The organism is Streptomyces cellostaticus, from assembly GCF_001513965.1.
Lineage (GTDB): Bacteria > Actinomycetota > Actinomycetes > Streptomycetales > Streptomycetaceae > Streptomyces > Streptomyces cellostaticus.
The window spans coordinates 74,651-99,670 of the sequence record NZ_KQ948023.1 but is presented as its reverse complement, the minus strand read 5'-3'; the positions used below and the strand labels follow the sequence as shown (position 1 = coordinate 99,670).

The 25,020-nt window shown below is 71.2% G+C and carries 30 protein-coding genes and 1 tRNA gene; 11 read left to right on the top strand and 20 right to left on the bottom strand.

Annotated elements, in window-relative coordinates:
* Nucleotides 1-4: 4 nt before the first annotated feature.
* From AQI88_RS18870 to AQI88_RS18830, 10 genes are all read right to left on the bottom strand, one after another.
* The gene (locus AQI88_RS18870) at nt 5-193 is read right to left on the bottom strand and encodes a hypothetical protein (protein ID WP_067000363.1); all 189 of its coding nucleotides are present in this window, start codon (nt 191-193) and stop codon (nt 5-7) included.
* Between the two features lie 5 nt (nt 194-198).
* Nucleotides 199-381 carry a hypothetical protein gene (locus AQI88_RS18865; RefSeq protein ID WP_067000889.1) on the bottom strand — a complete coding sequence of 61 codons (183 nt, stop codon included), beginning with the start codon at nt 379-381 and terminating at the stop codon, nt 199-201.
* 91 nt (nt 382-472) lie between these two features.
* Nucleotides 473-784 (bottom strand): SpdD protein, encoded by a 312-nt coding sequence (locus AQI88_RS18860; RefSeq protein ID WP_067000360.1) that lies wholly within the window; start codon nt 782-784, stop codon nt 473-475.
* A 14-nt stretch (nt 785-798) separates the two neighbouring features.
* Nucleotides 799-954, bottom strand: a complete 156-nt coding sequence (locus tag AQI88_RS45100; protein ID WP_107118600.1) for a hypothetical protein — start codon at nt 952-954, stop codon at nt 799-801.
* 14 nt (nt 955-968) lie between these two features.
* Nucleotides 969-1,157: a mobile element transfer protein gene (locus AQI88_RS18855; protein ID WP_030067617.1), complete on the bottom strand. Its 189-nt coding sequence runs from the start codon at nt 1,155-1,157 to the stop codon at nt 969-971.
* A 20-nt stretch (nt 1,158-1,177) separates the two neighbouring features.
* Nucleotides 1,178-1,843 (bottom strand): DUF2637 domain-containing protein, encoded by a 666-nt coding sequence (locus AQI88_RS18850; protein ID WP_067000357.1) that lies wholly within the window; start codon nt 1,841-1,843, stop codon nt 1,178-1,180.
* Nucleotides 1,844-1,920: 77 nt separating this feature from the next.
* The gene (locus AQI88_RS18845) at nt 1,921-2,112 is read right to left on the bottom strand and encodes a hypothetical protein (protein ID WP_079057657.1); all 192 of its coding nucleotides are present in this window, start codon (nt 2,110-2,112) and stop codon (nt 1,921-1,923) included.
* Nucleotides 2,109-2,366, bottom strand: a complete 258-nt coding sequence (locus AQI88_RS18840; RefSeq protein WP_067000354.1) for a hypothetical protein — start codon at nt 2,364-2,366, stop codon at nt 2,109-2,111. Before AQI88_RS18840 ends, AQI88_RS18845 begins: the two co-directional genes overlap by 4 nt.
* Nucleotides 2,367-2,448: 82 nt before the next feature.
* Complete coding sequence (locus tag AQI88_RS18835; RefSeq protein WP_067000351.1) at nt 2,449-3,789, bottom strand: FtsK/SpoIIIE domain-containing protein; 1,341 nt, start codon at nt 3,787-3,789, stop codon at nt 2,449-2,451.
* A 2-nt stretch (nt 3,790-3,791) separates the two neighbouring features.
* The gene (locus AQI88_RS18830) at nt 3,792-4,121 is read right to left on the bottom strand and encodes an SCO3933 family regulatory protein (RefSeq protein WP_067000348.1); all 330 of its coding nucleotides are present in this window, start codon (nt 4,119-4,121) and stop codon (nt 3,792-3,794) included.
* Between the two features lie 162 nt (nt 4,122-4,283).
* Between AQI88_RS18830 and AQI88_RS18825 the strand changes: the two genes are divergently transcribed.
* The 3 genes from AQI88_RS18825 (at nt 4,284) to AQI88_RS47775 (ending at nt 6,919) form a co-directional block, all read left to right on the top strand.
* Nucleotides 4,284-5,075 (top strand): GntR family transcriptional regulator, encoded by a 792-nt coding sequence (locus AQI88_RS18825; protein WP_067000345.1) that lies wholly within the window; start codon nt 4,284-4,286, stop codon nt 5,073-5,075.
* On the top strand, nt 5,075-5,740 hold the full coding sequence (locus AQI88_RS18820) for a YdcF family protein (protein WP_067000342.1): 666 nt from the start codon (nt 5,075-5,077) through the stop codon (nt 5,738-5,740). The genes AQI88_RS18825 and AQI88_RS18820 overlap by 1 nt, the downstream gene beginning before the upstream one ends.
* A 1,020-nt stretch (nt 5,741-6,760) precedes the next feature.
* A complete protein-coding gene (locus tag AQI88_RS47775; protein ID WP_244184216.1) occupies nt 6,761-6,919 on the top strand; it encodes a hypothetical protein in 159 nt (52 codons plus the stop codon).
* 377 nt (nt 6,920-7,296) lie between these two features.
* Here the strand turns inward: AQI88_RS47775 and AQI88_RS18810 are convergent, their stop codons facing one another.
* Nucleotides 7,297-11,439, bottom strand: a complete 4,143-nt coding sequence (locus AQI88_RS18810) for a WD40 repeat domain-containing protein (RefSeq protein ID WP_067000336.1) — start codon at nt 11,437-11,439, stop codon at nt 7,297-7,299.
* Between the two features lie 373 nt (nt 11,440-11,812).
* Nucleotides 11,813-12,334, bottom strand: a complete 522-nt coding sequence (locus AQI88_RS18805) for a hypothetical protein (protein ID WP_159050363.1) — start codon at nt 12,332-12,334, stop codon at nt 11,813-11,815.
* 147 nt (nt 12,335-12,481) lie between these two features.
* Here AQI88_RS18805 and AQI88_RS18800 point away from each other — a divergent pair, with 147 nt between their 5' ends.
* Nucleotides 12,482-12,961: a hypothetical protein gene (locus AQI88_RS18800; protein WP_067000883.1), complete on the top strand. Its 480-nt coding sequence runs from the start codon at nt 12,482-12,484 to the stop codon at nt 12,959-12,961.
* An 82-nt stretch (nt 12,962-13,043) separates the two neighbouring features.
* Complete coding sequence (locus AQI88_RS18795; protein ID WP_067000329.1) at nt 13,044-13,232, top strand: ferredoxin; 189 nt, start codon at nt 13,044-13,046, stop codon at nt 13,230-13,232.
* Nucleotides 13,233-13,245: 13 nt separating this feature from the next.
* Here AQI88_RS18795 and AQI88_RS18790 read toward each other — a convergent pair whose 3' ends face one another.
* From AQI88_RS18790 to AQI88_RS18780, 3 genes are all read right to left on the bottom strand, one after another.
* A complete protein-coding gene (locus AQI88_RS18790; RefSeq protein ID WP_067000326.1) occupies nt 13,246-14,004 on the bottom strand; it encodes a glycosyltransferase family 2 protein in 759 nt (252 codons plus the stop codon).
* An 8-nt stretch (nt 14,005-14,012) separates the two neighbouring features.
* On the bottom strand, nt 14,013-14,660 hold the full coding sequence (locus tag AQI88_RS18785) for a UTRA domain-containing protein (protein ID WP_067000323.1): 648 nt from the start codon (nt 14,658-14,660) through the stop codon (nt 14,013-14,015).
* Nucleotides 14,661-14,845: 185 nt separating this feature from the next.
* Nucleotides 14,846-15,181, bottom strand: coding sequence for a DUF6344 domain-containing protein (locus AQI88_RS18780; protein ID WP_067000321.1), 336 nt, complete (start codon nt 15,179-15,181; stop codon nt 14,846-14,848).
* A gap of 350 nt (nt 15,182-15,531) precedes the next feature.
* Between AQI88_RS18780 and AQI88_RS47770 the strand changes: the two genes are divergently transcribed.
* The gene (locus AQI88_RS47770; protein ID WP_003999697.1) at nt 15,532-15,660 is read left to right on the top strand and encodes a DLW-39 family protein; all 129 of its coding nucleotides are present in this window, start codon (nt 15,532-15,534) and stop codon (nt 15,658-15,660) included.
* A gap of 259 nt (nt 15,661-15,919) precedes the next feature.
* Entirely contained in the window at nt 15,920-17,275 is a 1,356-nt protein-coding gene (locus AQI88_RS18775; RefSeq protein ID WP_079057654.1) for a hypothetical protein, read from the top strand.
* On the opposite strand, the gene AQI88_RS18770 is transcribed toward AQI88_RS18775, so the two are convergent.
* Both AQI88_RS18770 and AQI88_RS18765 read right to left on the bottom strand, forming a co-directional pair.
* A complete protein-coding gene (locus tag AQI88_RS18770; RefSeq protein WP_067000315.1) occupies nt 17,239-18,735 on the bottom strand; it encodes a serine/threonine-protein kinase in 1,497 nt (498 codons plus the stop codon). The genes AQI88_RS18775 and AQI88_RS18770 overlap by 37 nt on opposite strands.
* Before the next feature lie 169 nt (nt 18,736-18,904).
* Complete coding sequence (locus tag AQI88_RS18765; protein ID WP_067000312.1) at nt 18,905-19,453, bottom strand: helix-turn-helix domain-containing protein; 549 nt, start codon at nt 19,451-19,453, stop codon at nt 18,905-18,907.
* 183 nt (nt 19,454-19,636) lie between these two features.
* Between AQI88_RS18765 and AQI88_RS18760 the strand changes: the two genes are divergently transcribed.
* Nucleotides 19,637-19,709: transfer RNA gene (locus tag AQI88_RS18760), tRNA-Ala, on the top strand.
* A gap of 75 nt (nt 19,710-19,784) precedes the next feature.
* Here the strand turns inward: AQI88_RS18760 and AQI88_RS18755 are convergent.
* Together AQI88_RS18755 and AQI88_RS18750 are read right to left on the bottom strand one after the other, a co-directional pair.
* Complete coding sequence (locus AQI88_RS18755; protein ID WP_067000309.1) at nt 19,785-20,744, bottom strand: D-2-hydroxyacid dehydrogenase family protein; 960 nt, start codon at nt 20,742-20,744, stop codon at nt 19,785-19,787.
* Between the two features lie 337 nt (nt 20,745-21,081).
* On the bottom strand, nt 21,082-21,783 hold the full coding sequence (locus AQI88_RS18750; protein WP_067000306.1) for a DUF5324 family protein: 702 nt from the start codon (nt 21,781-21,783) through the stop codon (nt 21,082-21,084).
* 240 nt (nt 21,784-22,023) lie between these two features.
* Between AQI88_RS18750 and AQI88_RS18745 the strand changes: the two genes are divergently transcribed.
* Together AQI88_RS18745 and AQI88_RS18740 are read left to right on the top strand one after the other, a co-directional pair.
* Nucleotides 22,024-22,557, top strand: coding sequence for a peptidylprolyl isomerase (locus tag AQI88_RS18745; RefSeq protein WP_067000303.1), 534 nt, complete (start codon nt 22,024-22,026; stop codon nt 22,555-22,557).
* Nucleotides 22,558-22,670: 113 nt separating this feature from the next.
* Nucleotides 22,671-23,561, top strand: a complete 891-nt coding sequence (locus AQI88_RS18740; RefSeq protein ID WP_067000300.1) for a rhomboid family intramembrane serine protease — start codon at nt 22,671-22,673, stop codon at nt 23,559-23,561.
* 260 nt (nt 23,562-23,821) lie between these two features.
* Here the strand turns inward: AQI88_RS18740 and crgA are convergent, their stop codons facing one another.
* Complete coding sequence (crgA, locus tag AQI88_RS18735) at nt 23,822-24,076, bottom strand: cell division protein CrgA (RefSeq protein WP_053711550.1); 255 nt, start codon at nt 24,074-24,076, stop codon at nt 23,822-23,824.
* 140 nt (nt 24,077-24,216) lie between these two features.
* On the opposite strand from crgA, the gene AQI88_RS18730 reads away from it, so the two are divergent.
* A complete protein-coding gene (locus AQI88_RS18730) occupies nt 24,217-25,005 on the top strand; it encodes a DUF881 domain-containing protein (protein ID WP_067000297.1) in 789 nt (262 codons plus the stop codon).
* Nucleotides 25,006-25,020 lie beyond the last annotated feature (15 nt).

Sequence of the window (25,020 nt, the reverse complement as noted above, 5' to 3'; positions counted from 1 at the left end):
GCGGTTACTTCCTTCCGTGTGCGCGGCCGTGGTTGGCGTCCCAGCCGTCGACCAGCGCCTTGACCTGGGCGTCACCCGTGGCGGTGGCGCGGGCGCCGCAGTGGCAGACGGCCGACGCGGTGGCGGGGGCGGACGGGGACGGCTTGCTGACGTGCAGGCCAGGGCGGTCCGGGGTCGGGGTGAGGTCAGCCATGGCGGTCACCGCCCGGCGCGGGCGAGCGTGGAGGCGGGGGCGGTGTGGCCGGTGCCCTTGCAGGTCGGGCAGGTGACGCGGAGGGTGGCGCGGGTGCCGTCGGCGTGGCGGGTGCCGGTGGTGATGGCGGCGGTGGCGAAGCCGTCGCAGTCGCGGCAGACGCGCGTGTTCTGGGCGTGCTGGGGCATCATGGGGCTTCCCTTTCGGGTCCGATGGGTCTGGAAGGTGTGCAGGCGCCGGGGCGGCGGATCTTTGGCGAGAGAGCCGCCCCGGGGCCGTTCAGGGCTTGTGCAGGTCCTTGATGAGCAGGCGCAGGACGACCGCGACCACGGCGACGGAGACGCCGGTGATGGCGACCGCGAGCAGCAGCGAGACCAGGACCGCGCCGACGACGAGGACCACGGCGCCGCCGCCAGCGGCGAGGGCGAGAGCGCTACCGGGGGTGAGCTGGACGGTGGGCCGGTTCGAGACCGGGGCGACCGGGACCGGCGCCGGGGCCGACGGCTGGACGGGCGCCGGGGTGTAGGCGGTCGGGGCGGTGGCCGTGGCGCGCGGTGCGGTGTCCTGAGGCGGGTACTTCGGCGTGAACACGAGGTGGTTCCCTTCTACTTGAGGACGGTGCCGAGGGCGGGGGCGAGGAAGCTTCCGGCGACGAGGTAGCCACCGATCAGGAGCACGGCGACCAGCCACCACGGCGGGCGGGCGAGCTTGACGCCGAGCCATCCGACGACGAGCAGGGCGAGCCAGAGCGGTACGTCCATGGCGCGATCTCCTCTCATGCCTTGCAGCGGTGGGTGCGGGCGGCGAGTTCGGCACCGGCGCGGGTGTCGTAGTCGGCGGCGAAGCCGCAGCCGGGGGCGGTGCAGGCGGCGGTGTGCTTGTCGCGGCCACGGCCGTCGTAGGACGTGGCGACCTGCACGGGGCCGATGCGGATCACGTTGCGGAAGCGGCGGTAGGCAGTCACGGGCGGTCTCTCCTTCCTGGTCAGGTGAGTTGGAGGTCGGCGGCGATGGCGTCGGCCATCGAGGCGGGCAGTTGAAGCCGGGCGGACAGGGCGTCAGCAGGCATTGGGGAGCCCGTGGAGGCACGGTGGGCATCAGCGATCTTCCGGGCGTGGTCGAGCAGCGCGACCGGAACAGCGGGGGCACCGGGCGCGGGCTGGGGCCGGGCGGGAGCCAGCTCCGTCACGGTCGCGACGGGGGCCGGGTCGGGGGCGGGTTCGTCGGTGCGGTGCATCTCGACTTCCGGCGCCGCCGGTTCGTCCACAGCCTGTGCAGGAGCGGGCGGTTCGGCGGGCGAGTGGACCAGGAGGGTTCCGCCGAGGAAGGCCAGCGCGGGCCAGCCAGCGACGAGGATGCACAGCCAGGCGGGCACGTGGGCCAAGTCGAGGAGTCCGGCGGTCGCGATGTTTGCGCCGAGCGAGGCGAACAAGGCGATCACGAACCAGGTCCACGCGGAGCGATCACGGCGGGCCGTGCGCAGCCGACGCCAGGCAGCGACCAACAGCAGGTCGACCGAGACCGGGTAGGCCCATGCCTTCCAGCCGGTCTGTCCGGCCGCTTCGGCCAAGTCGTGCAGGTGGGCGAAGGACAGCGCGCCAGCGATGACGGCCTGCACGAGTACGGCATCCGGGCGGATCGGTCGGGACATGCGGGGCACCTCCCTTCAGGGGAGTCGGGCCAGGGGCGGGCGGGGAACGGTGTCCGGCCGCCCAGCCCCGGCGGGATTCAGTCGGTGGGGGCTTCGCCGGACCCGAGGCAGGCCAGGCACAAGCCGGTCTGCTGGCCGACGGTGCGGCGCTTGCGTCCGACGCGGACGGTGCGGGAGACCTCCCCGGATCCGTGGCACGTCGGGCACTTCGCGGGCTCCGGGTCGGCGGTCACCGGGGCGGGGGTCTTCCGTGCGGCCACGGCGATCACGCGTCCTGCGTGGTCGCGGTGTCGGCGGTCTGCGCGGCGGCCCAGCGGTCCACGGCCGCGAGGTAGCCGGTCACCGTCTGGGCGAAGCTCTCGGCGAACGCCTTGTGGTCGGCGGGCGAGCGGCTCTCGAAGACCGAGATAGTCAGGTGGTAGCCGTCTCCGTCGAGGGCCAGGATGGGCGGGTGGACGGTGCCGTAGTCGTGAACGTGGACCCAGGTGGAGGGCTCCGGGTGGAAGGACATCGAGGCGGACATGGGGCGTACCTCCCTGCGTTCGGGCATGGCTCGGGTAGGGACCTGGCGCGATGCGGTCGCGCCGTCCGGGGTGGAGCGGGTGTTATTCGGTGACGGGCCGGGGCTTGACCAGCGACGGACCGGCCGCCGGCACGGGGGCGGGAACGTAGGGGCGGAACGGGTCGAGGAACGGCAGCTCCGGGACCAGGTGGGCGAACTCCCGGCAGACCGCCACGACTTCATCGCGCGAGGTGTTCGGGGTACGGATCTTCGACCAGCCGCCGGAGGAGTCCGCCGCGACAGCGGTTCCGGGCCGGTTCATCGGGATCAGGCTCGCCGCCGGGACAGCGTCCGGGGCCACGTCGGCGAGACCCATCTCGGCGGTCTGCTTGTCGTTGACGCGGTGCACCACGCGGCCGGTGAGCTGAGCGCGGAGCATGGTGGCGCCCTTGCCCAGGTCGGAACCGAAGCGCTGCCCGCAGATCTCCAGGTAGATGCCGATGGCACGGGCCATCTGCGCCAGCCGGATCAACGCGGTGACGATCCGTTCCCGGCGCTCCTCATCCTTCTTGGAGGAGATCAGGAACAGTTCCGCCACCTCGTCGACCAAGACGACCACCGGCACCGGGCGCAGCTCTGAGGGGAGTTCCCACAGGTCGGAGACGCCGTTTCGGCTCAGCAGGTCGAAGCGGTCTTCCATCTCCGCGACCAGGACGCCCAGCAGTGAGGCGGCATCGTCGGGGTTGGTGACCAGCGCCGACAGGCGGGGCGCGAAGGCGGACTGTTCCACCCCGCGCTTGCAGTCGACGCCGACCAGGGCCACCGGCAGTTGCGCCAGTCCCTTGATCAGGTTGCGCTGATACATGGACTTGCCGGAGTGGTTGGCGCCCAGGGTGAGTGCCATCGGTGCCTTGCGGTAGTCCCGCTCGAACGCGGTCCCGTCTTCCCGCACTGCGACCGGAACGGCCATGTCGTGCGGGCGGGCCTTGCGGGGCATCTTCACCCGGCGCAGCACGTCATAGCCGGTCATCCGCAGTTCGACGAAACCGGGCTTCGTCTCGACCACAGTCACCGAGTGGACACCCCAGGCGTGCCGGAGCCGCTCCGAGGAGGCGATCACGTCGGCGGGCTCCAGGCCAGCGGGAAGCCGCAGGGTCACCCGCAGCCCGGTCGACGTGCCGCGCACCCGGCGGATCTTCGGCGGAACCGGCTGAACCTCACGACGAGCGACGCTGCGGGTGAAGAACGCCCGCAGGCCCGACGGGTGCACCGTCAGCCCGCACACATCCATCGTGGAGCGGTACGAGAGGGTGAAGCGGCCCCAGGTAATCGGCATCCCGACCAGGGACCAGTACACACGCGGCGCGCGCACCTTCGCATAGCCGAGACCACCGCCACCCGCCAGGGCGCCCGTAGCCTCCAGCCACATCGTCAGGTCGGTCATGGTCAGGCCGCCGGGGTGATCGCGACCGCGCGGAACGAGATCCCGTGCCGCTTCTGGCCGTTGAACTCGTTCTCCCAGTCACGCGCCTTCAGGCCGATGACCTTGACCGGCATACCCGGCTGAAGCCCCTCGGGAAGGCCGGTCTCCGGCACGGTCACCTGGTAGAGGTTGCCCTCTCCCTCGTCCGAGACCAGCAGGCCCACGGTCGAGAGGCTCGCGTTGGTCTCCCGGTCCACGGCCCGCTCACCGGTCTTCTTGTTGACCATCTTCGGTTCCGGCGTGGTCGCGACGAACACCACGGCGGTCGACGTGTCGATCTTGAAGGACGGCATGAAGCACTCCTTGAGTCGATGCTTTGGAGCAGCCCAAAGAAGGCCCTCCAGACTCGCTGTCCTAGGACTGCGAGCGGCTTAAGGAGACTGTGGCACGCAGTCCTGGGACTGTCAACAGTCCTGGGACTGTGCTTGACTTGTCTCATCGAGAGGAGTCGTGAGATGACGCCGAAGTGGCGGGAGCTGGCCGACAAGCTGGCTGAGCAGATCAAGAGGGGTGAGTATGCGCCTGGCCAGCAGCTTCCGCAGATCAGGGAGCTTGTTGCGGCAGGCGAGGGCTCCAAGTCCACCGTCCACCAGGCATACAAGGCTCTTGAGGCCGAGGGCCTGGTGACCTCGTCCCGCGGGCACGGCACCGTCGTACGGCAACGAGTTCCGCTGAAGCGGCTCGGCATCGGCAGGTACGACAAGGCCAAGTGGCGCGATGGCGACGAGGTCGCCTTCATCGCGGACCGCGTGGCCTCTGGTCGCAGCTATCGCCGCAACGAGCAGACCCAGACCGTCAGCCGCGTGGAAGCCCCGCCCGCGGTCGCCGCTGCGCACGGTCTGCACGAGGGGGCGGAGGTGTACGCACGAGCGCGGCTGGTTAAGGAAGGCGATCAGCCGACCCACACCCTCACCAGCTACTACCGGCCCGAACACGTCGAGGGCACACGACTGGTGGACCCGACGCCGGGGCCCGCCGGTCGCGGCGGCGGATTCCGCGTGCTGTACGACGCGGGATACGAGATCGACCACATGAAAGAGGAGATCTTCGCCAGGGCGGCCACGGCCGACGAAGTGAAGCTCTTGCAGTTGCCGCCGGGCGAACCTGTTGTCGAGCTGCACCGGACGACGTACACGGCCTCTGGCACAGTGGTGGAGTTCGCCATTGGTGTGCACGCGGCTTCGCGCTTCGCCTGGGAATACGACTTCAAGGTGCCGGACTCGGCGAAGGGCGAGAAGGGGCAGTAATGATCTCCACTCAGGCATGGACCGACGCACGGCGACTGTGGGACTACCATCAGATGGGCCATGCCTTGCGGCCGTGCTCAGTCGCGATCGGGTTGGGTAGCCATGACCTGGGTGTGGCCGATACGGCCGTCGACCTGTACAAGCGCGGCATGGCTCCCCTGCTTGTGTTCACGGGAGCCACCAGCCCTACGACGCGGGAACGCATGCCTCGCGGTGAAGCTGTCCACTACCGCGAACGAGCTCTCGAACTCGGTGTTCCCAGCTCAGCCGTACTCGTAGAACCCAACGCCCGCAATACCGGCGAGAACATCCGCCTTTCCAGAGCCGTGCTTGAGGCGGCCGGAGTGGAGGTCTCCTCCGTGCTCCTCATCAGCAAGCCGTACGAGGAGAAGCGCGCCTACGCCACGGCGCGCAAGCTGTGGCCCGAAGTCGAGATCGTCAGCGCGTCCACTCCGATGACGTTGGAGGAGTACGCGGACTCCATCCAGGACGCCCGGTTGGTCATTGACATGCTGGTGGGGGCACTTCAGCGACTCCTGATCTACCCGGAGCAGGGGTACATGATCAGCCAGCCCGTACCGGATGACGTGTTGGAGGCGTACGAGCGGCTATGCCGCGAGGGTTTCACCAGCCGACTTCTCGCCACGGACCAGCACTCTGCCTGATGACGCTGTTGCATGGCTCAGCCGGTATGAAGGAGGAGCGGCGATGAGCGAGGCCTACGCGGCGCGCATCACGGACGCTTCGCGCGACGAGGCGCCGCACATCCGAATGCGTGACGACCGTGAGCTGACACCGCTACTCGGCAAGTGATTTTCGACCGGGACCCGGGACCTGTTACAGGTTTCTCTACCTCATCAAGCCCCGGCTGCGCTCCGCTCCGCCGGGCGCGCTTCCCGGCTCCGCTGCGCGCTGCGCTCCTGCCTCCGGCCCGCTCCGCGCACGCTGCGCCGACGCGCGCCCACTGTGGATAGGGCCGGAGGCCATGAGTCGATCACCGCACAGCGCGACCACGGTCAAGACCATGCCTCCGGCGGGGGATCGGCCGGCACCGGGAGGAGGGGGCGCCGTTTCCGCCCGCGGGTCCATTGTGGCGTGCGCGGGGGCTCCCATCCCGTCCACCGTCGACCCAGGCAGAGCCGAGCAGACGCGGCCCAGGGGCGTCAAGGTCGTTCGTACAGTGGCGCGCTCCACCTTGACGCCCCTGAACCACGTCCGCTCCACGGTGTGTGGGTCGACGGCGGACGGGATGGGAGCTGGGGAGGGTGGTGGGTGCAGGAAGGGGTGTGTTCCAAGTCACTACGCAGAGTTATCCACAGGCCTTGTGGAAACTAGTCACGCAACGTGCAGGGGGGTGTGGATGGCTCACGCTGCGTAGACACCCCCCTGTCCACAGAAAATGGACCAGTCTCCACAGGGGCTTCCACAGAGCGATCCCAACTGACAAAAGCCCAGGTCGAGTTGCTGCACTCTGCGGGCGTCACATCTGTCAGTGCCGTGCCGTAGCTTGTCCAGGTAACAGGAAGGGCGCGCCCACCCTTGGCGAAGGAAATCAGGCGCGCCCCAACTTCGACCCTGGAGGACTTATGCCCTTCCCGGCTCTCGGTGGCGCTCCGCTGCCGGACCACCACCTGTTTCGTACTCTCGCACGAGCCACTGACAGTGGCAAGGAACCCGTGATCGCTATGGCCGTCGTGCTGGCCTGCGTGATCAACGGCGACACGATGACCGGTGTTCTGCGCCAGGCTACGTGGCTGGTGGTCGCAGTGATCGTTCTGATTGCTGTGCAGATGATCGCGACGTACCTCCCACGGCCGCGTGTCAAGCCCGTCGTTGATGTCTGACACCAGCCGCTGACACCAACAGCGGCGAACAAGACCGGACGAGCGCGGCCCCCAGCGGTCGATAGACCGTCGTGAGGCTCGGATTCCTCCAGTCCTCGGAGGGCCGTGATCGACCTGATAAGGATGAGGCCACAGGTTCAAATCCTGTTAGCCCCACAGAACGAAGACCCTCGGCCCACTTGGACCGGGGGTCTTTTGCGTGCATGTGTCCGGGTGCGAACGCATGCAGGGATTCCGCTTCACGACACGAAAAAAGGCCCGACCGCTGGCGACGGGGGATGCACCAGCGATCGGGCTATGGCCAAGGGTAACAAGGTTGTGGGGTCTGGGGGAGGCAACAGCACAGTCCGGCTGGGTAGTTGGCTGATCTTGATCGGTCAGCGGGGGCACGGGGGGTCGTACGACAGGCGGGTCAGGTACTCGTGCCACTTCTGCGGGGTCAGTACGCCGTTGGTGACCGCGCAGATGTGCCGGATGGCCTCGTCGGCGTTCAGACGCCACAGCCGGACCGTGTCCGCGCCGCTCGACACCCCGAGCACACGGCTGTTGGGGCTGAAGGACAGGAAGTTGCCCGTCTTGGCGTAGGGGCTCATCGACTGGCCGATGGGTTTGGCCGACGAAGGGTGGGTGACGTTCCAGAGCCGGACCGTGGTGTCGTCCCCGCCGCTGGCCAGGGCCTGGCCGTCCGTGGTGAAGGTCAGCGAGGTGACCGCCTCGGTGTGGCCGGTCAGGGGGGCGCCGAGCGCGGTCGTCGCCCGGGGGTCGGTGACGTTCCAGAGCCGTACGGTGTCGTCGTCGCTGCCGCTGGCCAGGGTGCGGCCGTCGGGGCTGTAGGCGAGGGCGTTGACGGGGCCGGAGTGCCCGGTGAGCGGCTGCTCGCGCAGGGTGACGTGGCGGGGGTCGGTCACGTTCCACAGCCGGATGGTGCGGTCCGCGCTGCCGCTGGCCAGGGTGTGCCCGTCCCGGCTGAAGACCAGGGCGTTGACGTAGCCCCGGTGCCCGGTGAGCGGCTTGCCGAGCGGGACGGCACGGGAGGGGTCGGTGACGTTCCACAGCTGGATGGTGCGGTCCTGGTAGGCGGTGGCCATGGTGTGGCCGTCCGGGCTGTACGCCAGCGTGTGGAAGCCCGCGAAGCGGGTGCGCAGGGCGACGGGGGGCCCGGCGGGGACGGGACGGGACGGGACGGTGACGTTCCACAGGTACAGCGTCCCTGTCCCGTTCAGCACGGCGAGGGTACGGCCGTCGGGGGAGAACATCATCGAACGGTGGCCGCCGTCCGTGCCCATGAACGGCTTGCCCAGCGCCACGGGCCGTTCGGGCGCCGCCACGTTCCACAGCCGGACCCTGCCGTCGCGCGCGGCCGTGGCGAGCACCTTGCCGTCCGGCCGGAACGCTCCGCTGCGGCCGATCATGTCCGACGTCGGGACCGACCACAGACGGACCTTGCTGTCACCGCTGCCGGTGGCGAGGGTGCGCCCGTCGGGGCTGAACCCCAGGGCGAACATCTCGCCGCTGCTGCCCACCAGCGGCTCGCCGACCTGGGAGGGGGACAGGGGATCGGCGACGTTCCACAGGCTGGCCGTGCTGTCCGCGCTGGCGGCTGCGAGCCGGCCGCCGTCGGGGCTGAAGGCCACGGACCAGACCGGGCCGGTGTGTCCGGTCAGCGGCGAGCCGATCGAGGCCGCGTGCGCCGGGTCGGCGGTGTTCCACAGGCGGATGGTGTCGTCCGCGCTGCCGCTGGCGAGGGTGCGCCCGTCGGGGCTGAAGGCCACCGAGTGCACGATGTCCGTGTGGCCGGTCAGCACCGTGCGCAGGGGCTCGGGGTGGCGCGGGTCGGCGGTGTTCCACAGCCGGATGGTGTCGTCGTCGCTGCCGGCCGCGAGGGTGCGCCCGTCGGGGCTGAACGCGACGCAGCGCACCGCGGCGGTGTGGCCGCCCAGCACGCCGAGCGGCTTGGGCCTGTGCGGGTCGGCCACGTCCCACAGGCGCACGGTGCGGTCCTCGCTCGCGGAGGCCAGCGTGCGCCCGTCCGGGCTGAAGGCGACCAGGTAGATCGTGCCCTTGTGGCCGGTCAGCGGCGAGCCGAGCCGGGAGGGGTGCGCGGGGTCGGTCACGTCCCACAGCCGGATCGTGCCGTCGTCGCCGGCGCTGGCCAGGGTGTGTCCGTCCGGGCTGAAGACCGCGCTGCTCACCCAGCTCGTGTGGCCGGTGAGGGGCTTGCCCAGCGGTCTCGGGTGGCTGCGGTCGGCCACGTTCCACAGCCGGACGGTCCGGTCGTAGCTGGCCGTGGCCAGGGTCTTGCCGTCGGGGCTGAAGGACGTGAGGTAGACGGCGCCGGTGTGGCCGAGCAGCGGGGTGGCCAGCGGCGCGTTGACGATCGAGATCAGACGGCTGTACGCCCCCTGGTCGTGCGGGCGCAGATCGTGGGCCACCAGGTCGAGCTGGGCGGCCAGTGACGGATCCGTGTGCTGGGCCCGGTCCGCCTCCGCGAGCACCTGTTCGAACACGGCGTCGTCCCGCTGCTGCCATGCGATCACGGCCGAACCGGCGGCCAGTACGGCGAGCACGACCAGAGCCGTCACCGCGGCGCGGCTGATCAGGACCGTGCGCTTGCGCAGCCGGACCGAGGCGGCCAGGAACTGCACCGCACTGCGGGTCAGATAGATGTCCCCCGCCGACTTCGCCCAGCCGCGGGCCTGTTCGAGGCGGGAGCCGCGGTACAGGAGCGAGCTGTCCCGGTCCGAGGCCTCCCAGGCCCGGCCGTCCTCCTCCAGCCGCTGGCGCAGCAGATGGTCGTTGCGGTTGTCGTCGATCCAGTGGCGCAGCCGGGGCCAGGCGTGCAGCAGCGCCTCGTGGGTGATCTCCACGGTCTCCGCGTCGAGGGTCACCAGACGGGCGCGCACCAGGGCTTCCAAGGACTCCTCGGTCTTGCCGGGGTCCGCCGACTCCTGCGCCAGCTGGCGCCGGGTGCCCCGCCGGCGCGTGGTCTGGGTGTCCTCGCCCAGCCGGACCAGGCGCAGCAGGAGCAGCCGGGCGGCCGCGCGGGCGGCGGGGTCGAGGCTGGACCAGGCGCGCTCGGCGGTCGCCGCCACCGCGCCCTGGATGCCGCCCGCCGCGCGGTAGCCCGCCAGGGTCAGCCGGCCCGCCTTCCGGCGCTGCCAGGTGGCGAGCAGGGCGTGGGAGAGGAGCGGCAGCACTCCGGCGTCATGCGTCCCGCGCGGGCCGTCTGCGCTCACCTCCCGCACGATCAGCTCGGCAAGCCCCGGTTCCAGCTCCAGGCCCACGGCCTTGGCGGGGCCGGTCACCGCCTCGCGCAGCTCCGCCGTGGTCAGCGGCCCGAGCACCATGTGCCGGTGCTGCAGCGCGTCGGCCAGCTCGGGATAGCGCAGGCACTGCTCGTAGAAGTCGGCGCGGATGCCGAGGACCACCAGCACCGGGGCGGGACCGCCCCCGTCTGCGGGCGGCGTGCAGGCCGCGTGCAGGAACTGGAGGAAGGTGCGCCGGTCCGCCTCGTCGGCGCAGAGGGTGAAGGTCTCCTCGAACTGGTCCACGATGAGGACCGGCCGGGCGGTCGGGGAGGGGACGGCGGCCGGATCGGTGGCCGACGGTGCCCCGATGCCCGCGAGGCCGGTGTCCGCGGCCTCCTCGCGGGGCGGTTGCCCGGCCGGGCGCTCGTCCGGGGAAGCCTCCCGCAGCGCCCATGCCGCAACGGCCTCCCGCACGCCGTGGGCGAAGTGCGCGGCGTCGGCCCCCGGCGCCGCCGGGTTCTGCGCCGCCTCCTCCTCGGCGCCCCGCGCGTCGGCGGCGAGCGAGGCGAGTTCCGGGATACGGCGGGTCAGCTCGCCGAGCGGATCGACGCCCGGCACCAGCTGGAGCACGGCGCTCGGCCGGCTGTTCCCGTCCCCGAGTGCACCGTCCTGCACCGCGGGCACCAGGCCGGCGTTGAGCAGCGACGACTTGCCCGCGCCCGAGGCGCCGACCAGCATGATCAGCCCGCCCGTCTTCTCCGCGGCGCGCAACTGGGTGACCAGGGCATCCGTGCTCCGCTCCCGGCCGAAGAACCACCGGGCGTCCTCCTCGCGGTACGGAGCCAGCCCCCGGTACGGGCACACACCGCCGGCGACGGGCGGGGCCTGGGCCGGCGGCTGCCGGTCGTCCTCCTGCGCGGGCACCGCCGGGCGGTCGCCGGCCGGATCGGCCAGCGCACGCTCCCACAGACGCTGCCACTGCACGAGGTCGTACAGGCCGCCGGAGACCGGAACCGGCCGCGAACGGCGCGCCTCGGGGATCAGGATCTGCAGGACGGCCGCGAGGGCGGCGAACTGGGCCGGCACGTTCTTGGCACGTCGCCAGTCGCTGATGCGCTGGGCGGACACCCGCACGGGCCTGCCGCGCTCGTCCACCCGTTGCAGTCGTACGACCGCCTCGGACACGCTCTTCAGGGGAGGATTTCCGGCCTCCTTGTACAGCAGCGCGAGGCGCTCGGCGAAAGCTGTGCGTGCCCCTGAGTCGGAACCCAAGGTCCCACCCCTAACTTCCCCCCGTATCTGGACGTCCGGACCGGAAAACTCACCCTATACGGCTGACCTGCGGATAAGCCCCGGACCGGAGACGGGAATCTCCTCGTCCGGGGCCACAGGTGGCAGGATCACGTCGGGGGGCGAGCCCCTCACATGCCGTCCGGGCAAGCCACCGGCTCAGTGCGCGAAGAGCAGCAGGTGGCGTCGAAGGTTCTCGGACAACTTCCGCCGAAGACGTCAGAGACATCGCAGGCGTCGGAGCCGTCGCAGAATCCGTGCCGATCTGCCGACACGGCACGGATCGAGACCACCTGCCCCGTCCGGTACCGGTCCCCACGAGGGGAGGGACCGGTACCGGACGGGCCGGTGACCCCTACGCCTCGCGGTCCTCGGAGACCCACCCTGCCGCGCGCGCCGCAGCGACGGCGCGTCGCTCGGCCTCGTCGGCACAGGCGTTCAACGACCCGTCCCTGCCCAGTGCCGTCCCGCCCGCGGCGGTCGCGGCGGCCTGGGAAGCGGCCAGAGCGGCCCGCAGGGCCGAGGCGGCGGCAGAGTCCGGGGCGGCGGTTTCGGATCCGGCGTCCCGCGCCGCGGCCACCTGGGCCGCCAGAGCAGCCGCCGCGGCGGCGTTGCGGGCGCAGCGCGCGTCCGCCGCGGGATCGGGCGCGCTGGAGGCCAGCGCGGCGATGGACCCGGCCGACAGGCGCAGCGCGCCCGCGGCCCTGCCGACGGGACTGGTCGGCACGAGCTGGGCGTCGTCCTGGCCGACTCCGGCATGCCGGCAGGTGGCGGCGGCGCGGTCGTACGCACTGCGCGCACGGTCGGCGTGGATCTTCCGCAGAGCCGCTGCCACCGCTGTTGACGGGCCTGCCACTGCCTCTTCGAGTCCGCTCATCTTCGGTCTCCCTGCGGGGTGTCCGGGGCCGGGCGCGGGCAGGGTGCCACGCCGGCCATGAAGAGGCCAGGGGTACCGGCCGCCTGGAAAGCTGACGGTACGTCAGATATGGTCTGCTCCCCGGTCGTTCCCGAAGGGGTGAGTGTCATGGTGAAGCGTCCCCAATGCCCGCAACCGCCCGGTGTGCCCCGCTGGGTCGCGATGTTCTACCAGCCGGCGCAGGCCTCCTGGCGGGTGGGCGCGGAGTCCCCCGACCGGGCCCCCGTGCTGTACGCCGTAGGAGACATGGCCCAGACGGTACGGGCGCGGGGCGACGAGGTGACGGTCGCTCTGTGGGGCCCGCGGGACGGCACCTGGCAGCGGTTCGACACCCCGGCCGGCAAGGCGGCCGCCCCCTCTGCGCAGCCGTCCCCGCAGCGCCCCGAGGAGCCGGTCAGGCTCGCGGAACGCATGTCGGACCGCCGGCACCAGGTGCTCATGGCCGGTCTGAGCAAGGCAGGTCTGTACGACCTCTCCCCCGAGGACGAGGAGGCGGTGCGCGCCCTGGTCGAGGGGCTCGACGAGCCCACGGTCCGCCGCGTCGCCCACTGGCTCTCGGCGGCAGGCGGCGAGAGCCAGGCCCGCTAGCGCACCGCACAGGGCCCGGCCGGTTCAGCGGGCGGTTCGCCGGGCAGTCACGTCCTGGAAGTCACCGACGACTGGAGGACGTATGAAGGTGTCCGTCGACCGCGGCGTGTGCTACGGCTCGGCCGAGTGTGCGCACCGGGCCCCGTCCGTGTTCGCGTTCGAGGACGGATACGGCGTCGTCCGGCCCGGACAGGAGGGGGCCGGGGACGATCCACAGGTGCGGGAAGCGGCCGAGAAGTGCCCCTCACAGGCCGTCGTCCTCACGGAATGAGCACGGGGTGAGCTCAGTGCCCGGCGGGATAGGCCCACTCGAGTGCGGCCAGCGCCCGGGCCCTGGCCTCCGCGACCGCCATGCGTGCCTCCCGCTCCGCCGGATCGACGTGCGAGGCCTGTCCCGTCACCTGCCCGTCCCACTTGCGGTACAGAAGCCCGACCTCCGCGCAGAACCACCCGCGGCTGACCGCGTTCAGCGCCAGCAGCAGACCCGTGTCCTCGGACGCCGGCAGAGCCATCCAGCCGCCCAGGGCCGTCAGCAGCTCCCGGCGGACGAAGAGCGTGGCCGGGTGGACCTGGGCCCGGTACCCGTTCTCCTTCCAGAAGCGCAGGACGGCCCCGCGCTCGACGGGGCCGTCGTCCGGGTCGCCGGGAAAGCCGGCCGTGGAGCCGTCGGGCAGCAGATCCAGCACCCGGGACGTCGTCCAGCCGAGCGTGCGGTCGGCCTCCAGCACGGCCAGGTCGCGGGCGAGCGTGCCGGGCGGGAGCTGGTCGTCGGCGTCCAGGACCTTCACGTACGCGCCGTCGGCGTGCGCCAGCGCGATCGTGCGGGCGATGCCGGGTCCGCCCGGCCGCCCCTGACGGAAACTCACCCGCGCGTCGTCGGGGACGTAGGGGCGCACCGCGTCCGTCCTGCCGTCCTCCTGGATCACCCACTGCCAGTCCCAGCCGTCCGGAAGCCGCTGCCCGCACAGGGACGCGTAGGCCTCCGGCAGGAAACGGGCGGACGGGGCATGGACAGCGGTGATCACGGTGACGCGCCGGCTCACGGCAGCATTCACCACCTTTCCAGACACGTGGTGAAGAACAACTCCGTACGGTCGCCGGGCAGCACGACGTCACAGACGTCCACGACCCGGCCGTCGGTGGCGTACGACGTCTTGCGGAGCAGGATCACCGCCGTCCCGGCCGGCAGCCCCAGCTCCCGCACCTCCTGCGGGGTCGGCGGGCGCGCGGTGAACCGTTCCTCGATGCGGTCGATCTCGACGCCCACGGTGGAGAGCTGGTGGGGTGTGCCGCCGGGCCAGGGCTCCTCGGACTCGTCCAGGAGTGCGGGGTTGGCCGCCACCATGGCGTGCAGGAGATACGAGGTCGCGAGGCTGAAGGGGGCCGTCTCCGCCGCGTACCGGGTGCGGTAGCTGCGTTCCAGGAGTGCCGTGCCCTCGGGCACGCCGAAGGCTTCGGCCAGCGCGCCGGGCGCCTCGAGCGTGCGGTAGCGCGCGAAGAAGACGAGGTCGGCCGGTGCCAGACCGGTGTCGTGCTCCGTGGCGCCGGTCCCGGCGCGCGTGTCCGAAGGCTGCAGGGCCCGGTTCTTCTCCCACTGGTGGCGCCGGCTGTCGCGCACCACCCGGGTGCGAGGACGCCGTACGGACGTGTCGCGCCCGTGCTGCCCGTCGTCCGCGATCTCCTCGTAGGCCTTGGGCACCCGTCCAGGCTACGACTCGCCGTGTGGAGCTGACGAATCGGGACGGATGCGGCGGGCGCAGGCTCCCCCCGGACAGCGCGAGACCCCCGGCCGCGTCCGGCCGGGGGTCTTTGTCCGTGTCGACTGGTGCGTACGCAAGTCGCCTTGGTGTCGAAACGTCCGCGGTCCTGCGTCCTGCTGCCGTGCTAGCAGTCGAGGGGGGCTGTGGACTGGTCCGCCGTATCCGGCTCGGCCGGTGTCTCGGCGAGGGGGCGGTGCCGGCAGCTGGGGGACTTTCCGTGGGCCTCGGCCCGGATCCGCTGTTTCATCGTGGGGGGCAGCAAGGCCGTGGCATTGGACCAGGCCCAGTGGTTCATCGCCGGGATCGTCTGGGCCGTGCGGTGCGCGGTGCTCTGGCTCGGGGTCTCGGGCCGGGTGGCGGCCGCCGCGTGGGTGGCGGTGACGAGTCCGAGCGCCGTGCACAGCGCGAGGAAGGCGGTGACGATGGCGGTCCACAGCTTCATGACCTTGTTCTGGGTCATGTCCCCTCACTTTCGGGTTGGGCGATTTGCGTACTTTCCTCATGATGTGTATGTGGGTCGCGAAGTGGTGGACCGACGCCCGTGGCGCGGCGATGTTCAGATCAACACCACTCGGATGGGTGCAAGAAGGTCGGAAAACCCTCAAAGGCAGGTGAGGGTGAGCGAAGAGGGAGCAAAGTCACCGTCCGTGGGGGTCTGATCACCCTCCGATCGGAACGGTTCCCGACCTCGCCTATTGCGCTTCCGGAGGCCGGAGTTGGGGCCCGACGCAGGTCACCGATCGATATCGGTCGGTGTGTATAGTCGGGCGCCAGAGGTCCCCTTACGTCAAGGAAAGACGAGGTCGCGCGGTGAAGAAGCTGCTCCTGGTCGCACTGGCCGCCATCGGCGGGCTCCTCGTGTACCGCCAGATCCAGGCGGATCGCGCCGAGCAGGACCTGTGGACGGAGGCGACTGACTCCGTGCCCACGGGTTCGTGAGTACCGATCCAGAATCTGATCAGACCCCGACCGCCCTTGCGGTCGGGGTTTTGTGTTGTCCGGACGGCCGGGGCGCTTGCGTGGCCCCGCGTCGTGTTGCCGGTTCCCGGCGGGTGATGTACGCGCTCCGGCCGGTACCGGAGGGATGAGGACGGGCCGGAGGGGCGTTTCGGACGGCCGTACGGATTCCACGGATGGCGCAGGGGCGCTCGGGGCAGGATGAGCCACGGCCGGGTGCGCAGCGACAGAGGGGTGGCACGTGCGGGGGCGAGGGCGTACGACGTGGTGGCGGGGCCGCCGGCCGGCCGGTGCCGGAGCCCGGGCCGCGGCCGTGGCCGCCGTACTGTGCGCCCTGGCCGTCCTGCCGGGCGGGACAGCGGCCGGCATCCAGGACGGGACGTACGCGTTCGCGCCGGACGCCCGGCAGGTCACGGGCACGACGGACACCACCGGCGCCGCACGGCTGGAGCCCGGCCGGACCTACCGGAGCTCCCTCCCGAGGAACGGCAAGCTCTACTACCGCCTGGACCTCGCGGCCACCACCACGGCCTACGTCCCCGTCACCGCCGTGCCCCCGGCCCACGCCACCGTCTCCGCCACCGACGGCATCCGCGTCTCGGTCCGGGACGCACACGGCAGCCCCTGCGGCTACGCCTCCGCACGCTTCGGCGCCGGACTGAGCCCCCGCCCCGTCACCGCTCTCGGCAAGCGCGAGGCGGGCGGGACGCAGTGCCAGGGATCGGGGGCGTACTACGTCCTGGTGGAGCGCGTCGACTCCGAGGCTTCGGCGGGCTCCGGTACGGCGGGCTCGGGCTCGGCGCAGGGCTGGGACCTGGAGATCGCGCCCGTCGCGGAACCGCGTCTGGCCGAGGCCGGGCCCACCACCGCGCCCGGGACCTGGGACTCCGCCTCCCCCGAGCCTCTTTCCGGAGAGCCCCGCCGTCGCTCGGGCGGCGCCGGGTTCGCCACGGCCCGCCCGCTGGGCGAAGGGGTCTGGCGGACCGGCATGGCCCCCGGCCAGACCCTCTTCTACAAGGTGCCGGTCGACTGGGGCCGCCGGGTGCACGCCGTCGCCGAACTCGGCAGTTCCGCCACGGGCCGGGGATACGTCGGCGGCGCCCTGAACCTGTCGCTCTACAACCCCGTCCGCGGATTCGTCGACGACACCTCCCTCGGCTACACCGGCACCGAGAAGTCCGCCGCCCTCGCCCCGCTGCCGCCCGTGGAGTACGCCAACCGGTACACCGTGTTCAGCGGGCAGAGCGCGGTGCGGTTCGCCGGCGACTACTACCTGGTGATGCACCTCAGCGAGCAGCTGGCCAGGACGTTCGGGACCGGGCCGTTCGCGGTGACACTGCGGGTGCGGGTCGGCGGCCAGGCGCACGGCGCGCCCGGGTACGCCGGGCGGCCCGTGCCCGACGGCGTCTTCACGGTCACGGAACAGGACCGGGAGGCGGCGGTCACCGGGAGCGGTGGGGGCGGTGACACCGCGATGGAGGCCCTCGCGGTCGGCGGGATCGGCGCCGGGACCGCACTGCTGCTCGTGCTGGGCGGATGGACGGTGGCGGCCCGGCGCGCTCAGACGCGGGTCAGCGCCCAGAAGCCCACGGCGTAGCAGGCCAGCGCGAGGAGCAGGATCGGGATCGCCGCCTTCGCCGGCGGGCCCGGGCGGCGGCTCGCCCGGCGGGCCCGGCGGCCGTGGCCGGGGGCGGGGCGCGGCTCGACGGGCTGCGCCGGAGCGGGAAACCGCTGGTCACGGGCGGTGTACGAAGCGGTGGAGGCATCGCCGCGCGCTTCCGGGACCTGGACCGGGAGCGGCGGGGCCGCCGGTGCGGGACGCCCGCCGGTGTACGGCTGCGGATGCGTGGGGGCGTGCGGGGAGGAGGCGGCAGGCCCGGTGGCGGGGGCGGGCGGCTGCTCGGCGGGATGCACGCCGTGCTGTGCCTGACCGCTTCCCTCGTGCGGGTGGTAAGGGGCGTACGGCTGGGGGCTCGGGGTCGGCTGCGGGGGCGGGAGATGGAAGCTTCCGGTGTCCGACATGGAGGACGGCACGGAGTGCTGCGTCCCGCCGTCGCCGAGGCGGGGATCGAGGGGTACGGCGGCGGAGGCCGGCCTCGCCGTGCTCCCTGTGCCGTCTGCGCCGGCTTCGCGGGTGCCCGTGGCCGGCTGTCCCTCCCGTACTCCGGAGGCGCGCCTGAGCGGGCCGTCGGCCCCGAACCCGGGCGGCAGCGGCCCGAGTTGGTCGAAGATCTCGATCAGCTCGTCGTCGGGGCCGGGCTCCGGCAGGAGTTCCGCGGCCGAGGCGAGTGCCTTGCGCGCTCCCGTGGCCGTACGGAACCGGGCCGCCGGATCGGGCTGGAGCAGGGTGGCGACCACCTGCCACAGCGGCTCGGGAACGCCCTTGGGCGGGCCGGGCGTTCCGTGCTCCATGAAGTACTGCACGAGTGCCTTGGCGTCGGGCTTGGCGCCCTCCAGCAGATACAGGGCGACCAGCCCCACGGCGAACAGGTCGGCCGGGAAGTCCGGCTCGGACCCCAGGAGTTGTTCGGGCGCCAGATAACCGGGCGTGCCCACCACGAGGTTGGTCTCCGTCAGGCGGGGCTCGCCGAACCGCATGGCGATGCCGAAGTCGGACAGCCTGAGCCGCGGCCGGCCGGTGCCGGTGGCTTCGAGCAGCACGTTGGCGGGCTTGATGTCCCGGTGTACGACACCTTCCGCGTGCACCGCAGCAAGCCCCGACAGGAGCTGGTCGAGCAGGGTGCACACGAACACCGGCGGCAGCGGGCCGTAGTCGCCGACGAGGTGGACCAGCGAGCCGCCCCCGACCAGGTCCATGGTGAACAGGACCTGGTCGTCGTCGGCGGCCCAGCTGGCCGGAGCGAGGACATGGGGGTGGTCGATGCGCAGGGCCTGTTCCCGTACGAAGCGCAACAGCGCGTGGGCGTCGCGCTGCTGGAGCACCTTGGCGGCCACATAACGCCGCCGACGATGGTCCCAGGCACGCCATACGGCACCCACGCCGCCACGCCCGATCGGGTCGGCCAGCTCGTACCGGCCGGCGAAGACCTCACCCATGACAGTCCGTCGCTCCTCCCCCTAGCCCCTCGTTTCCCCCTCTTTCCCCCGGACGAGCTTCCCCCGGACGAGCGATACGACCCCTCCCGCATGCCCCTCCCGCATGCCCTGAAACGGGCTGCCCCCTCGGCCCGGCCCCCGGACCCCCTCCGTGAACCGGGCCCTGGGGTCAGTTCTGGTGGGACTGGTAGTGCGCGACCGCGTCGGAGGTGCGGCCGGCGCCGTAGACCCGGAGGAACTCTGCCAGCTCCGGATGGGTCGGGGCGAGGGTGTCGGCGGCGTCGATGATGTCGCCGGCGGCGGCCACCGAGCGCAGCAGCGACTGGATCTCGCGCACCACGCGCTTGACCGTCGGCGCCCCCGAATTACTCGTCGTCTGTGTGGTGTTGCTGAGCACGGATCCCCCCTGTGACTTCTTGATCTCCTCCATGCGGTCGGTGGCCTCGGCCGCGCTGACGCTGCCGTCCGCGACCTGTGCCGCCAGCTCCTGCAGCAGCTGCACCCGCTGGACCACGGCAGGATTGCCGATCTTGGCCCGCTGGCCGCTCATCAGCTGCGACAGCATCGGAGCCGACAGGCCCAGTACCGCCGCGAGACGGGCCTGGTTGAGCCCGAGATCTTCGATGAGCTTACGGAAGAGCGCCCCCAGCGGCTCCCCGTACCAGTTCCGCTGGAGCTCCCGCGCTCTGGCGGTGGCTTCCTGCTGTGCGGCGTCCATTGCGTCTCCCCATCGCTTCCCCTGAAAAACCGCGGTTCGCTGTAGCGAACCATGTCGAGCATCTTACGGAGAGTGGTCATCCGCGGGGACCCCCAATCTTTTTGCGGGATACGGGGGGTGACCCGGTACTCTGGTCTGCGGCGCCCGCCGGAACGCTGGATCTCCGGCAGACGCTCCCTTTCCGGGGCCTTAGCTCAGTTGGTAGAGCGCCGTCTTTGCATGGCGGATGTCAGGGGTTCGACTCCCCTAGGCTCCACTTCATCAGACCCCTCTGACCTGCGGAAACGTGGTTGGAGGGGTCTTTTTGTGCCGGTTTCCCGTGCTGCGCAGGTCAGCCGAGGACGCGGACCGGGGCGCCGTCGAGGTAGGCCTGGATGTCCTCCACGGCCTGGCCGTAGTAGCGCTCGTAGTTGGCGCGGGACACATAGCCCAGGTGCGGAGTGGCGAGCAGGCGCGGCGCGGTACGCATCGGGTGGTCGGCGGGCAGCGGTTCGACGTCGTGGACGTCGACGCCGGCGCCGGCGATACGGCCCTCGTGCAGCGCGGCGAGCAGCGCGTCCTGGTCGATGATCGCGGCCCGTGAGGTGTTGACCAGGTACGCGGTCGGCTTGAGCAGGGCGAGTTCGGCGGCCCCGACCAGGCCCCGGGTGCGGTCGCTCAGCGCGAGATGCACGGAGACGACGTCGCTGCTCGCGAGCAGCTCCTCCTTGGAGGGGGCCAGGCGTACGCCGATCTCGTCGGCGCGCTCCTTGGTGAGGTTCTGGCTCCAGGCGGTGACCTCCATGCCGAAGGCGAGCCCGACCCGGGCCACCAGGCTGCCGATCCTGCCCAGGCCGAGCAGCCCGAGCGTGCGGCCGTGCAGGTCGGCACCGACCGTGGACTGCCAGGGGCCGCCGTCGCGCAGGGCGTTGTTCTCCTGGACGATGCCGCGGGCGAGGCCGAGGAGCAGGGCCCAGGTGAGCTCGACCGGCGGGGTGGAGGAGCTCTGGGTCCCGCACACGGTCACGGCGTTGGCCCTTGCCGCCGCGTAGTCGATCACCGAGTTGCGCATGCCGGAGGCGATCAGCAGCTTCAGGCGGGGCAGCCTGTTCAGCAGGGAGGCCGGGAACGGCACCCGTTCGCGCAGGGTGACCACGCAGTCGAACCCGGCGAGGGCGGCGGCGAGGTCGTCCTCGGTGGCGAAGTGCTCGGTGAAGGAGACGACCTCCACGCGGTCGCCCAGGACCGACCAGTCGGCGGACGTGGCCGCCACGTTCTGGAAGTCGTCCAGTACGGCACAACGGAATTGCATGTGATTCCTCCCAGGGCTGCTCGCTGTCGGTGCACGGGCGGGCGCCCAGCCCGGGGCCGCCCAGCAGCACGATCTTGCCCTGGTCGATCACAGTGTCGAAGAACGGGTCGTCCTTGAGGACGAGACGGCCGTCGGGATCCGGACAGTCGGCCATCTCTGGTGTGCTGCACGGCAGTTCGGGCTTCGGCTGTTGCCCGGCCGGCCGCCGGAAGCGTCGCTCGACAAGCCGGGGGAGGGTGCTCGGCTTCGTCGTTTCACGTGAAACGAGCCGTGGGCCGGGCGCTGGTCACCTCGCCCTGCACACGGCTCGGTCGGGCGTCGTACGGACGCGGCCGCCTCACTCCTGCTCGTCGCGGTCGGCGGCATCCTCCTCGGCCTGCTTCGCCTGGACCTCCGGATCCAGCGCCGAGGTACCGCTGCCGTCCACCGCACTCAACCGGCCGGACTCGGGCACCTCCGTCGCGGCGGGCGGCTCCACCAGCCAGTCCGGGTTGGCCTGCTTGTCCCACCACTTCCAGGCCACGAAGGCACCGCCCGCCACCAGGCCCAGCAGCGCCAGCACCTTCACGGCGCGGCCGGCCCGGGACCGCCGCTCGTTCTTGCGGGCCAGCTTCTGGATCTCCTGCGCCGTGACATGACCGCGCAGCGCGGCCAGCGCGGCGGCACTGCGCACGGCGGCCTCGTCCGCCACCGGAGCGGCCGCGGCCACCGCCTGCTCGATCCTCGGACGCGAATACTCGGCGGCCTGCCGGGCCGCCTTGCGGGTACGGACGGCAGCCTCGTGCGCGGCCAGGTCCACCTTCGGCGGCACATGCGCAAGGGCCTGCTCCAGACGCGGGGCGAGCCGGGCGTCGTACTGCTCGCGGGCCTGCTCAGCGGCCTGCGACACCACGGGCGCCAGCCGTACGCGTGCCTCCTGCGCGTAATACGCGGCACGCTCCTTGGCCGTGTCGGCGTAGGGCGCCACCACTTCCGCGGCGTGCAGCACGCTGTCCTTCGCCGAGCCGGTCGCGGCGCGCACGCTGTCGATGCGGGTCACTGGTTCCTCCTCCTCGGTGGCGTACGGTAATTCGACTTTCCACCCTTTTACGGATCATGCCTGCCAACAGCCTGCGTGGCATGCGAGGGCGGGCATATGGGTGCAACGGGAGCTTCCTGACGACACTCCCACGAATCGCCGCCGTGCGCTCCCTCACGGAGGAACTCACTCCCGTCGGGCGCCGCCCGCCCCCGGCCGTGCGAGGATCTGGGGGCACACGAGGACAACGGAAGGCGGATCGTGGCCGAGCAGCTCTACGCCACCCTGAAGACCAACCACGGCGACATCGAGGTCCGGCTGTTCCCGAACCACGCGCCCAAGACGGTCAGAAACTTCGTCGAACTCGCGCAGGGGGAGCGTGAGTGGACGAACCCGGGTACCGGCGTGGTGAGCAAGGACAAGCTCTTCGACGGCACGATCTTCCACCGGGTCATCAGCGGCTTCATGATCCAGGGCGGCGACCCGCTGGGCAACGGCCTCGGCGGCCCCGGCTACGAGTTCGAGGACGAGTTCCACCCGGACCTGCGCTTCGACCGGCCCTATCTGCTCGCCATGGCCAACGCGGGCCCGGGCACCAACGGCTCCCAGTTCTTCATCACGGTCAGCCCCACCCCTCACCTGAACCGCAAGCACACCATCTTCGGCGAGGTCACCGACCCGGCCGGCCGGAAGGTCGTGGACTCCATCGCCGCCGAGCCCATCACCCTCCCGAACCACCGTCCGGTCAACGACGTCGTCATCGAGACGGTCGTCGTCGACAAGCGCCAGGGCTGAGTCCCCCCGCGCTCCGGAATCCTCCCCAGGGAACCAAACGCCCCGCTCGTCCGTAAGGAAGAGCGGGGCGGGGTATTGCCGGGGGGACAGCCCACGACCAGCAAGGGGATCTCATGGAACAGGCCGCAGGCAGCGCGCAGGACGCCCAAAGCCTGCCCGTGTGCTACCGGCACCCGGACCGCGAGACGGGCGTGCGCTGCACCCGCTGCGAGCGCCCCATCTGCCCCGAGTGCATGGTCAGCGCCTCGGTCGGCTTCCAGTGCCCCGAGTGCGTGCGCGGCGGCTCCGGCACGGGCCACCCCCCGGCCGCGTCCCGGCCGCGTACCGTCGCGGGCGGCACGGTGGCGGCGGACCCCCGGCTGTTCACCAAGATCCTCATCGGGATCAACCTGGCGGTCTTCCTGCTGCAGCTGTCCGTGGGCGACCGCTTCACCAACCGCTTCGAGCTCATCGGCCAGGCCTACACCTACTTCCTCCCGGGCGTGCAGGGCATCGCCGAGGGCCAGTACTACCGCCTGCTGACCGCGATGTTCCTGCACGGCGGCTACGCCCACATCGCGTTCAACATGCTCAGCCTGTGGTGGATCGGCGGCCCCCTGGAAGCCGCCCTCGGCCGCGCCCGCTATCTCGCCCTGTACTTCGTCTCGGGCCTGGCCGGCAGCGCGTTCACCTACCTGATCGCCGCGCCCAACCAGCCCTCGCTGGGCGCCTCCGGAGCGATCTTCGGGCTCTTCGGCGCCACCGCCGTGCTCATGCGCCGGCTCAACTACGACATGCGGCCGATCATCGCCCTGCTGGTGATCAACCTGATCATCACCTTCAGCCCGGGGATGAACATCGCCTGGGAAGCCCACGTCGGCGGTCTTGTCGCCGGTGTCGTCACCGGCTATGCCATGGTCCACGCCCCGCGCGAGAAGCGGACGCTGATCCAGTACGGCACCTGTGCGCTCGTCCTGGTCGTGGTGGTGGTCCTGACGCTGGTCAGGACCGCTCAGCTCACCTGATACCGAACCGTTGTCCACAGCGTGTGCCGGATCTTGTGCACGCTGTGCGGGAACAGCTGTGCCCCCTGTCGCTCGGATGTATTTCCGCAGGTCGGACAGGGGGCGAACGAGTGTATGGGCCCGGTAGGGCAGTCACACCGGCGTCAACGGCCGATGAGTTATCCACAGATCGTAGTCTTTTCCCCAGGGGGGTGTGGACAGGGCGTCAAGGCTGTGGATAACTCAGCGAACAGCCCTGGGCAGAGCTGCCCGGGCCCGCGCTACTTCCACTGCGTGGAGACACCGAACCCGGCGGCGATGAAGCCGAAGCCGACCACGATGTTCCAGTTGTCCAGGCTGTCGATCGGCAGCGACCCGTCGGTCACGTAGAAGACCACGATCCACGCCAGGCCGATGAGGAACATGGCCAGCATGACGGGTGCGACCCAGGCGCGGTTGGTCAGCTTGATGGCCTGCGCCTGCTTCGCGGGCGGCGGCGTGTAGTCGGCCTTCTTGCGGATACGTGACTTCGGCACGAGGGTCTCTCCTGTCGATGCGCTGCGTGGCCGCGCAGGTAACTGGGTCGGTCCGGGGCAGCGTACAAGGGGACACTTAGCTCTCCCCCGGGCGTCCGTTAGCGTAGTGCTTCCGCGGCGCCGAAGGAGATAAGGGTACGTTGAGCAATTCTGCCGACTCCCCCGGGACGGGATCAACGGGTCCCGGCCCCGCGCGTGGCCCCCGCCTCCGTCCGGTGCGCATTCTCACGGCGGCCGTCTTCGCGCTGGCGGGTCTCATCTTCTTCACCAGCTTCAACACGGCCAAGGGCACCGACATCCGCAAGGACTCCTCCCTGCTGAAGCTGTCCGACCTGATCCAGGAGCGCAGCCGCAAGAACAAGGAGCTGGACGAGTCCAGCGCGGCCCTGCGCGACAGCGTGGAGTCGCTCGCGGAGAGCGACGACGGCCGCACCAAGGCCCAGGACAAGAGGCTCACCGGGCTGGAGGAGAGCGCCGGCACCCAGAAGCTCACGGGCAGGGCGATCACCGTCACGCTCAACGACGCCCCGCCGAACGCCACCGCCAAGCTCCCCGGCTACCCGGAGCCGCAGCCCGACTACCTGGTCATCCACCAGCAGGACCTGCAGGCCGTGGTGAACGCCCTGTGGCAGGGCGGCGCCCAGGGCATCAAGGTCATGGACCAGCGGCTGATCTCCACCAGCGCCGTCCGCTGCGTCGGCAACACCCTGATCCTCCAGGGCCGCGTCTACTCACCGCCGTACAAGATCACCGCGGTCGGGGACCCGGGCAGGCTCCAGCAGGCGCTCGCCGCGAGCAAGGCGATCCAGACCTACATGGTGTACGTCAACGTCTACGGCCTCGGCTGGAAAGTCACCGAGGACGGGACGGTGACTCTGCCGGGCTACTCGGGCACAGTGGATCTGCACTACGCGAAGCCAGTGGAGTAGGTCCCCCGTCAGGAG

Coding starts and splice junctions, on each gene's coding strand:
- AQI88_RS18870 (WP_067000363.1), bottom strand. CDS start 193: ATGGCTGACCTCACCCCGACCCCGGACCGCCCTGGCCTGCACGTCAGC.
- AQI88_RS18865 (WP_067000889.1), bottom strand. CDS start 381: ATGCCCCAGCACGCCCAGAACACGCGCGTCTGCCGCGACTGCGACGGC.
- AQI88_RS45100 (WP_107118600.1), bottom strand. CDS start 954: ATGGACGTACCGCTCTGGCTCGCCCTGCTCGTCGTCGGATGGCTCGGC.
- AQI88_RS18850 (WP_067000357.1), bottom strand. CDS start 1,843: ATGTCCCGACCGATCCGCCCGGATGCCGTACTCGTGCAGGCCGTCATC.
- AQI88_RS18840 (WP_067000354.1), bottom strand. CDS start 2,366: ATGTCCGCCTCGATGTCCTTCCACCCGGAGCCCTCCACCTGGGTCCAC.
- AQI88_RS18835 (WP_067000351.1), bottom strand. CDS start 3,789: ATGACCGACCTGACGATGTGGCTGGAGGCTACGGGCGCCCTGGCGGGT.
- AQI88_RS18830 (WP_067000348.1), bottom strand. CDS start 4,121: ATGCCGTCCTTCAAGATCGACACGTCGACCGCCGTGGTGTTCGTCGCG.
- AQI88_RS18825 (WP_067000345.1), top strand. CDS start 4,284: ATGACGCCGAAGTGGCGGGAGCTGGCCGACAAGCTGGCTGAGCAGATC.
- AQI88_RS18820 (WP_067000342.1), top strand. CDS start 5,075: ATGATCTCCACTCAGGCATGGACCGACGCACGGCGACTGTGGGACTAC.
- AQI88_RS47775 (WP_244184216.1), top strand. CDS start 6,761: ATGGCCGTCGTGCTGGCCTGCGTGATCAACGGCGACACGATGACCGGT.
- AQI88_RS18805 (WP_159050363.1), bottom strand. CDS start 12,334: ATGAGCGGACTCGAAGAGGCAGTGGCAGGCCCGTCAACAGCGGTGGCA.
- AQI88_RS18800 (WP_067000883.1), top strand. CDS start 12,482: ATGGTGAAGCGTCCCCAATGCCCGCAACCGCCCGGTGTGCCCCGCTGG.
- AQI88_RS18795 (WP_067000329.1), top strand. CDS start 13,044: ATGAAGGTGTCCGTCGACCGCGGCGTGTGCTACGGCTCGGCCGAGTGT.
- AQI88_RS18780 (WP_067000321.1), bottom strand. CDS start 15,181: ATGACCCAGAACAAGGTCATGAAGCTGTGGACCGCCATCGTCACCGCC.
- AQI88_RS18770 (WP_067000315.1), bottom strand. CDS start 18,735: ATGGGTGAGGTCTTCGCCGGCCGGTACGAGCTGGCCGACCCGATCGGG.
- AQI88_RS18765 (WP_067000312.1), bottom strand. CDS start 19,453: ATGGACGCCGCACAGCAGGAAGCCACCGCCAGAGCGCGGGAGCTCCAG.
- AQI88_RS18755 (WP_067000309.1), bottom strand. CDS start 20,744: ATGCAATTCCGTTGTGCCGTACTGGACGACTTCCAGAACGTGGCGGCC.
- AQI88_RS18740 (WP_067000300.1), top strand. CDS start 22,671: ATGGAACAGGCCGCAGGCAGCGCGCAGGACGCCCAAAGCCTGCCCGTG.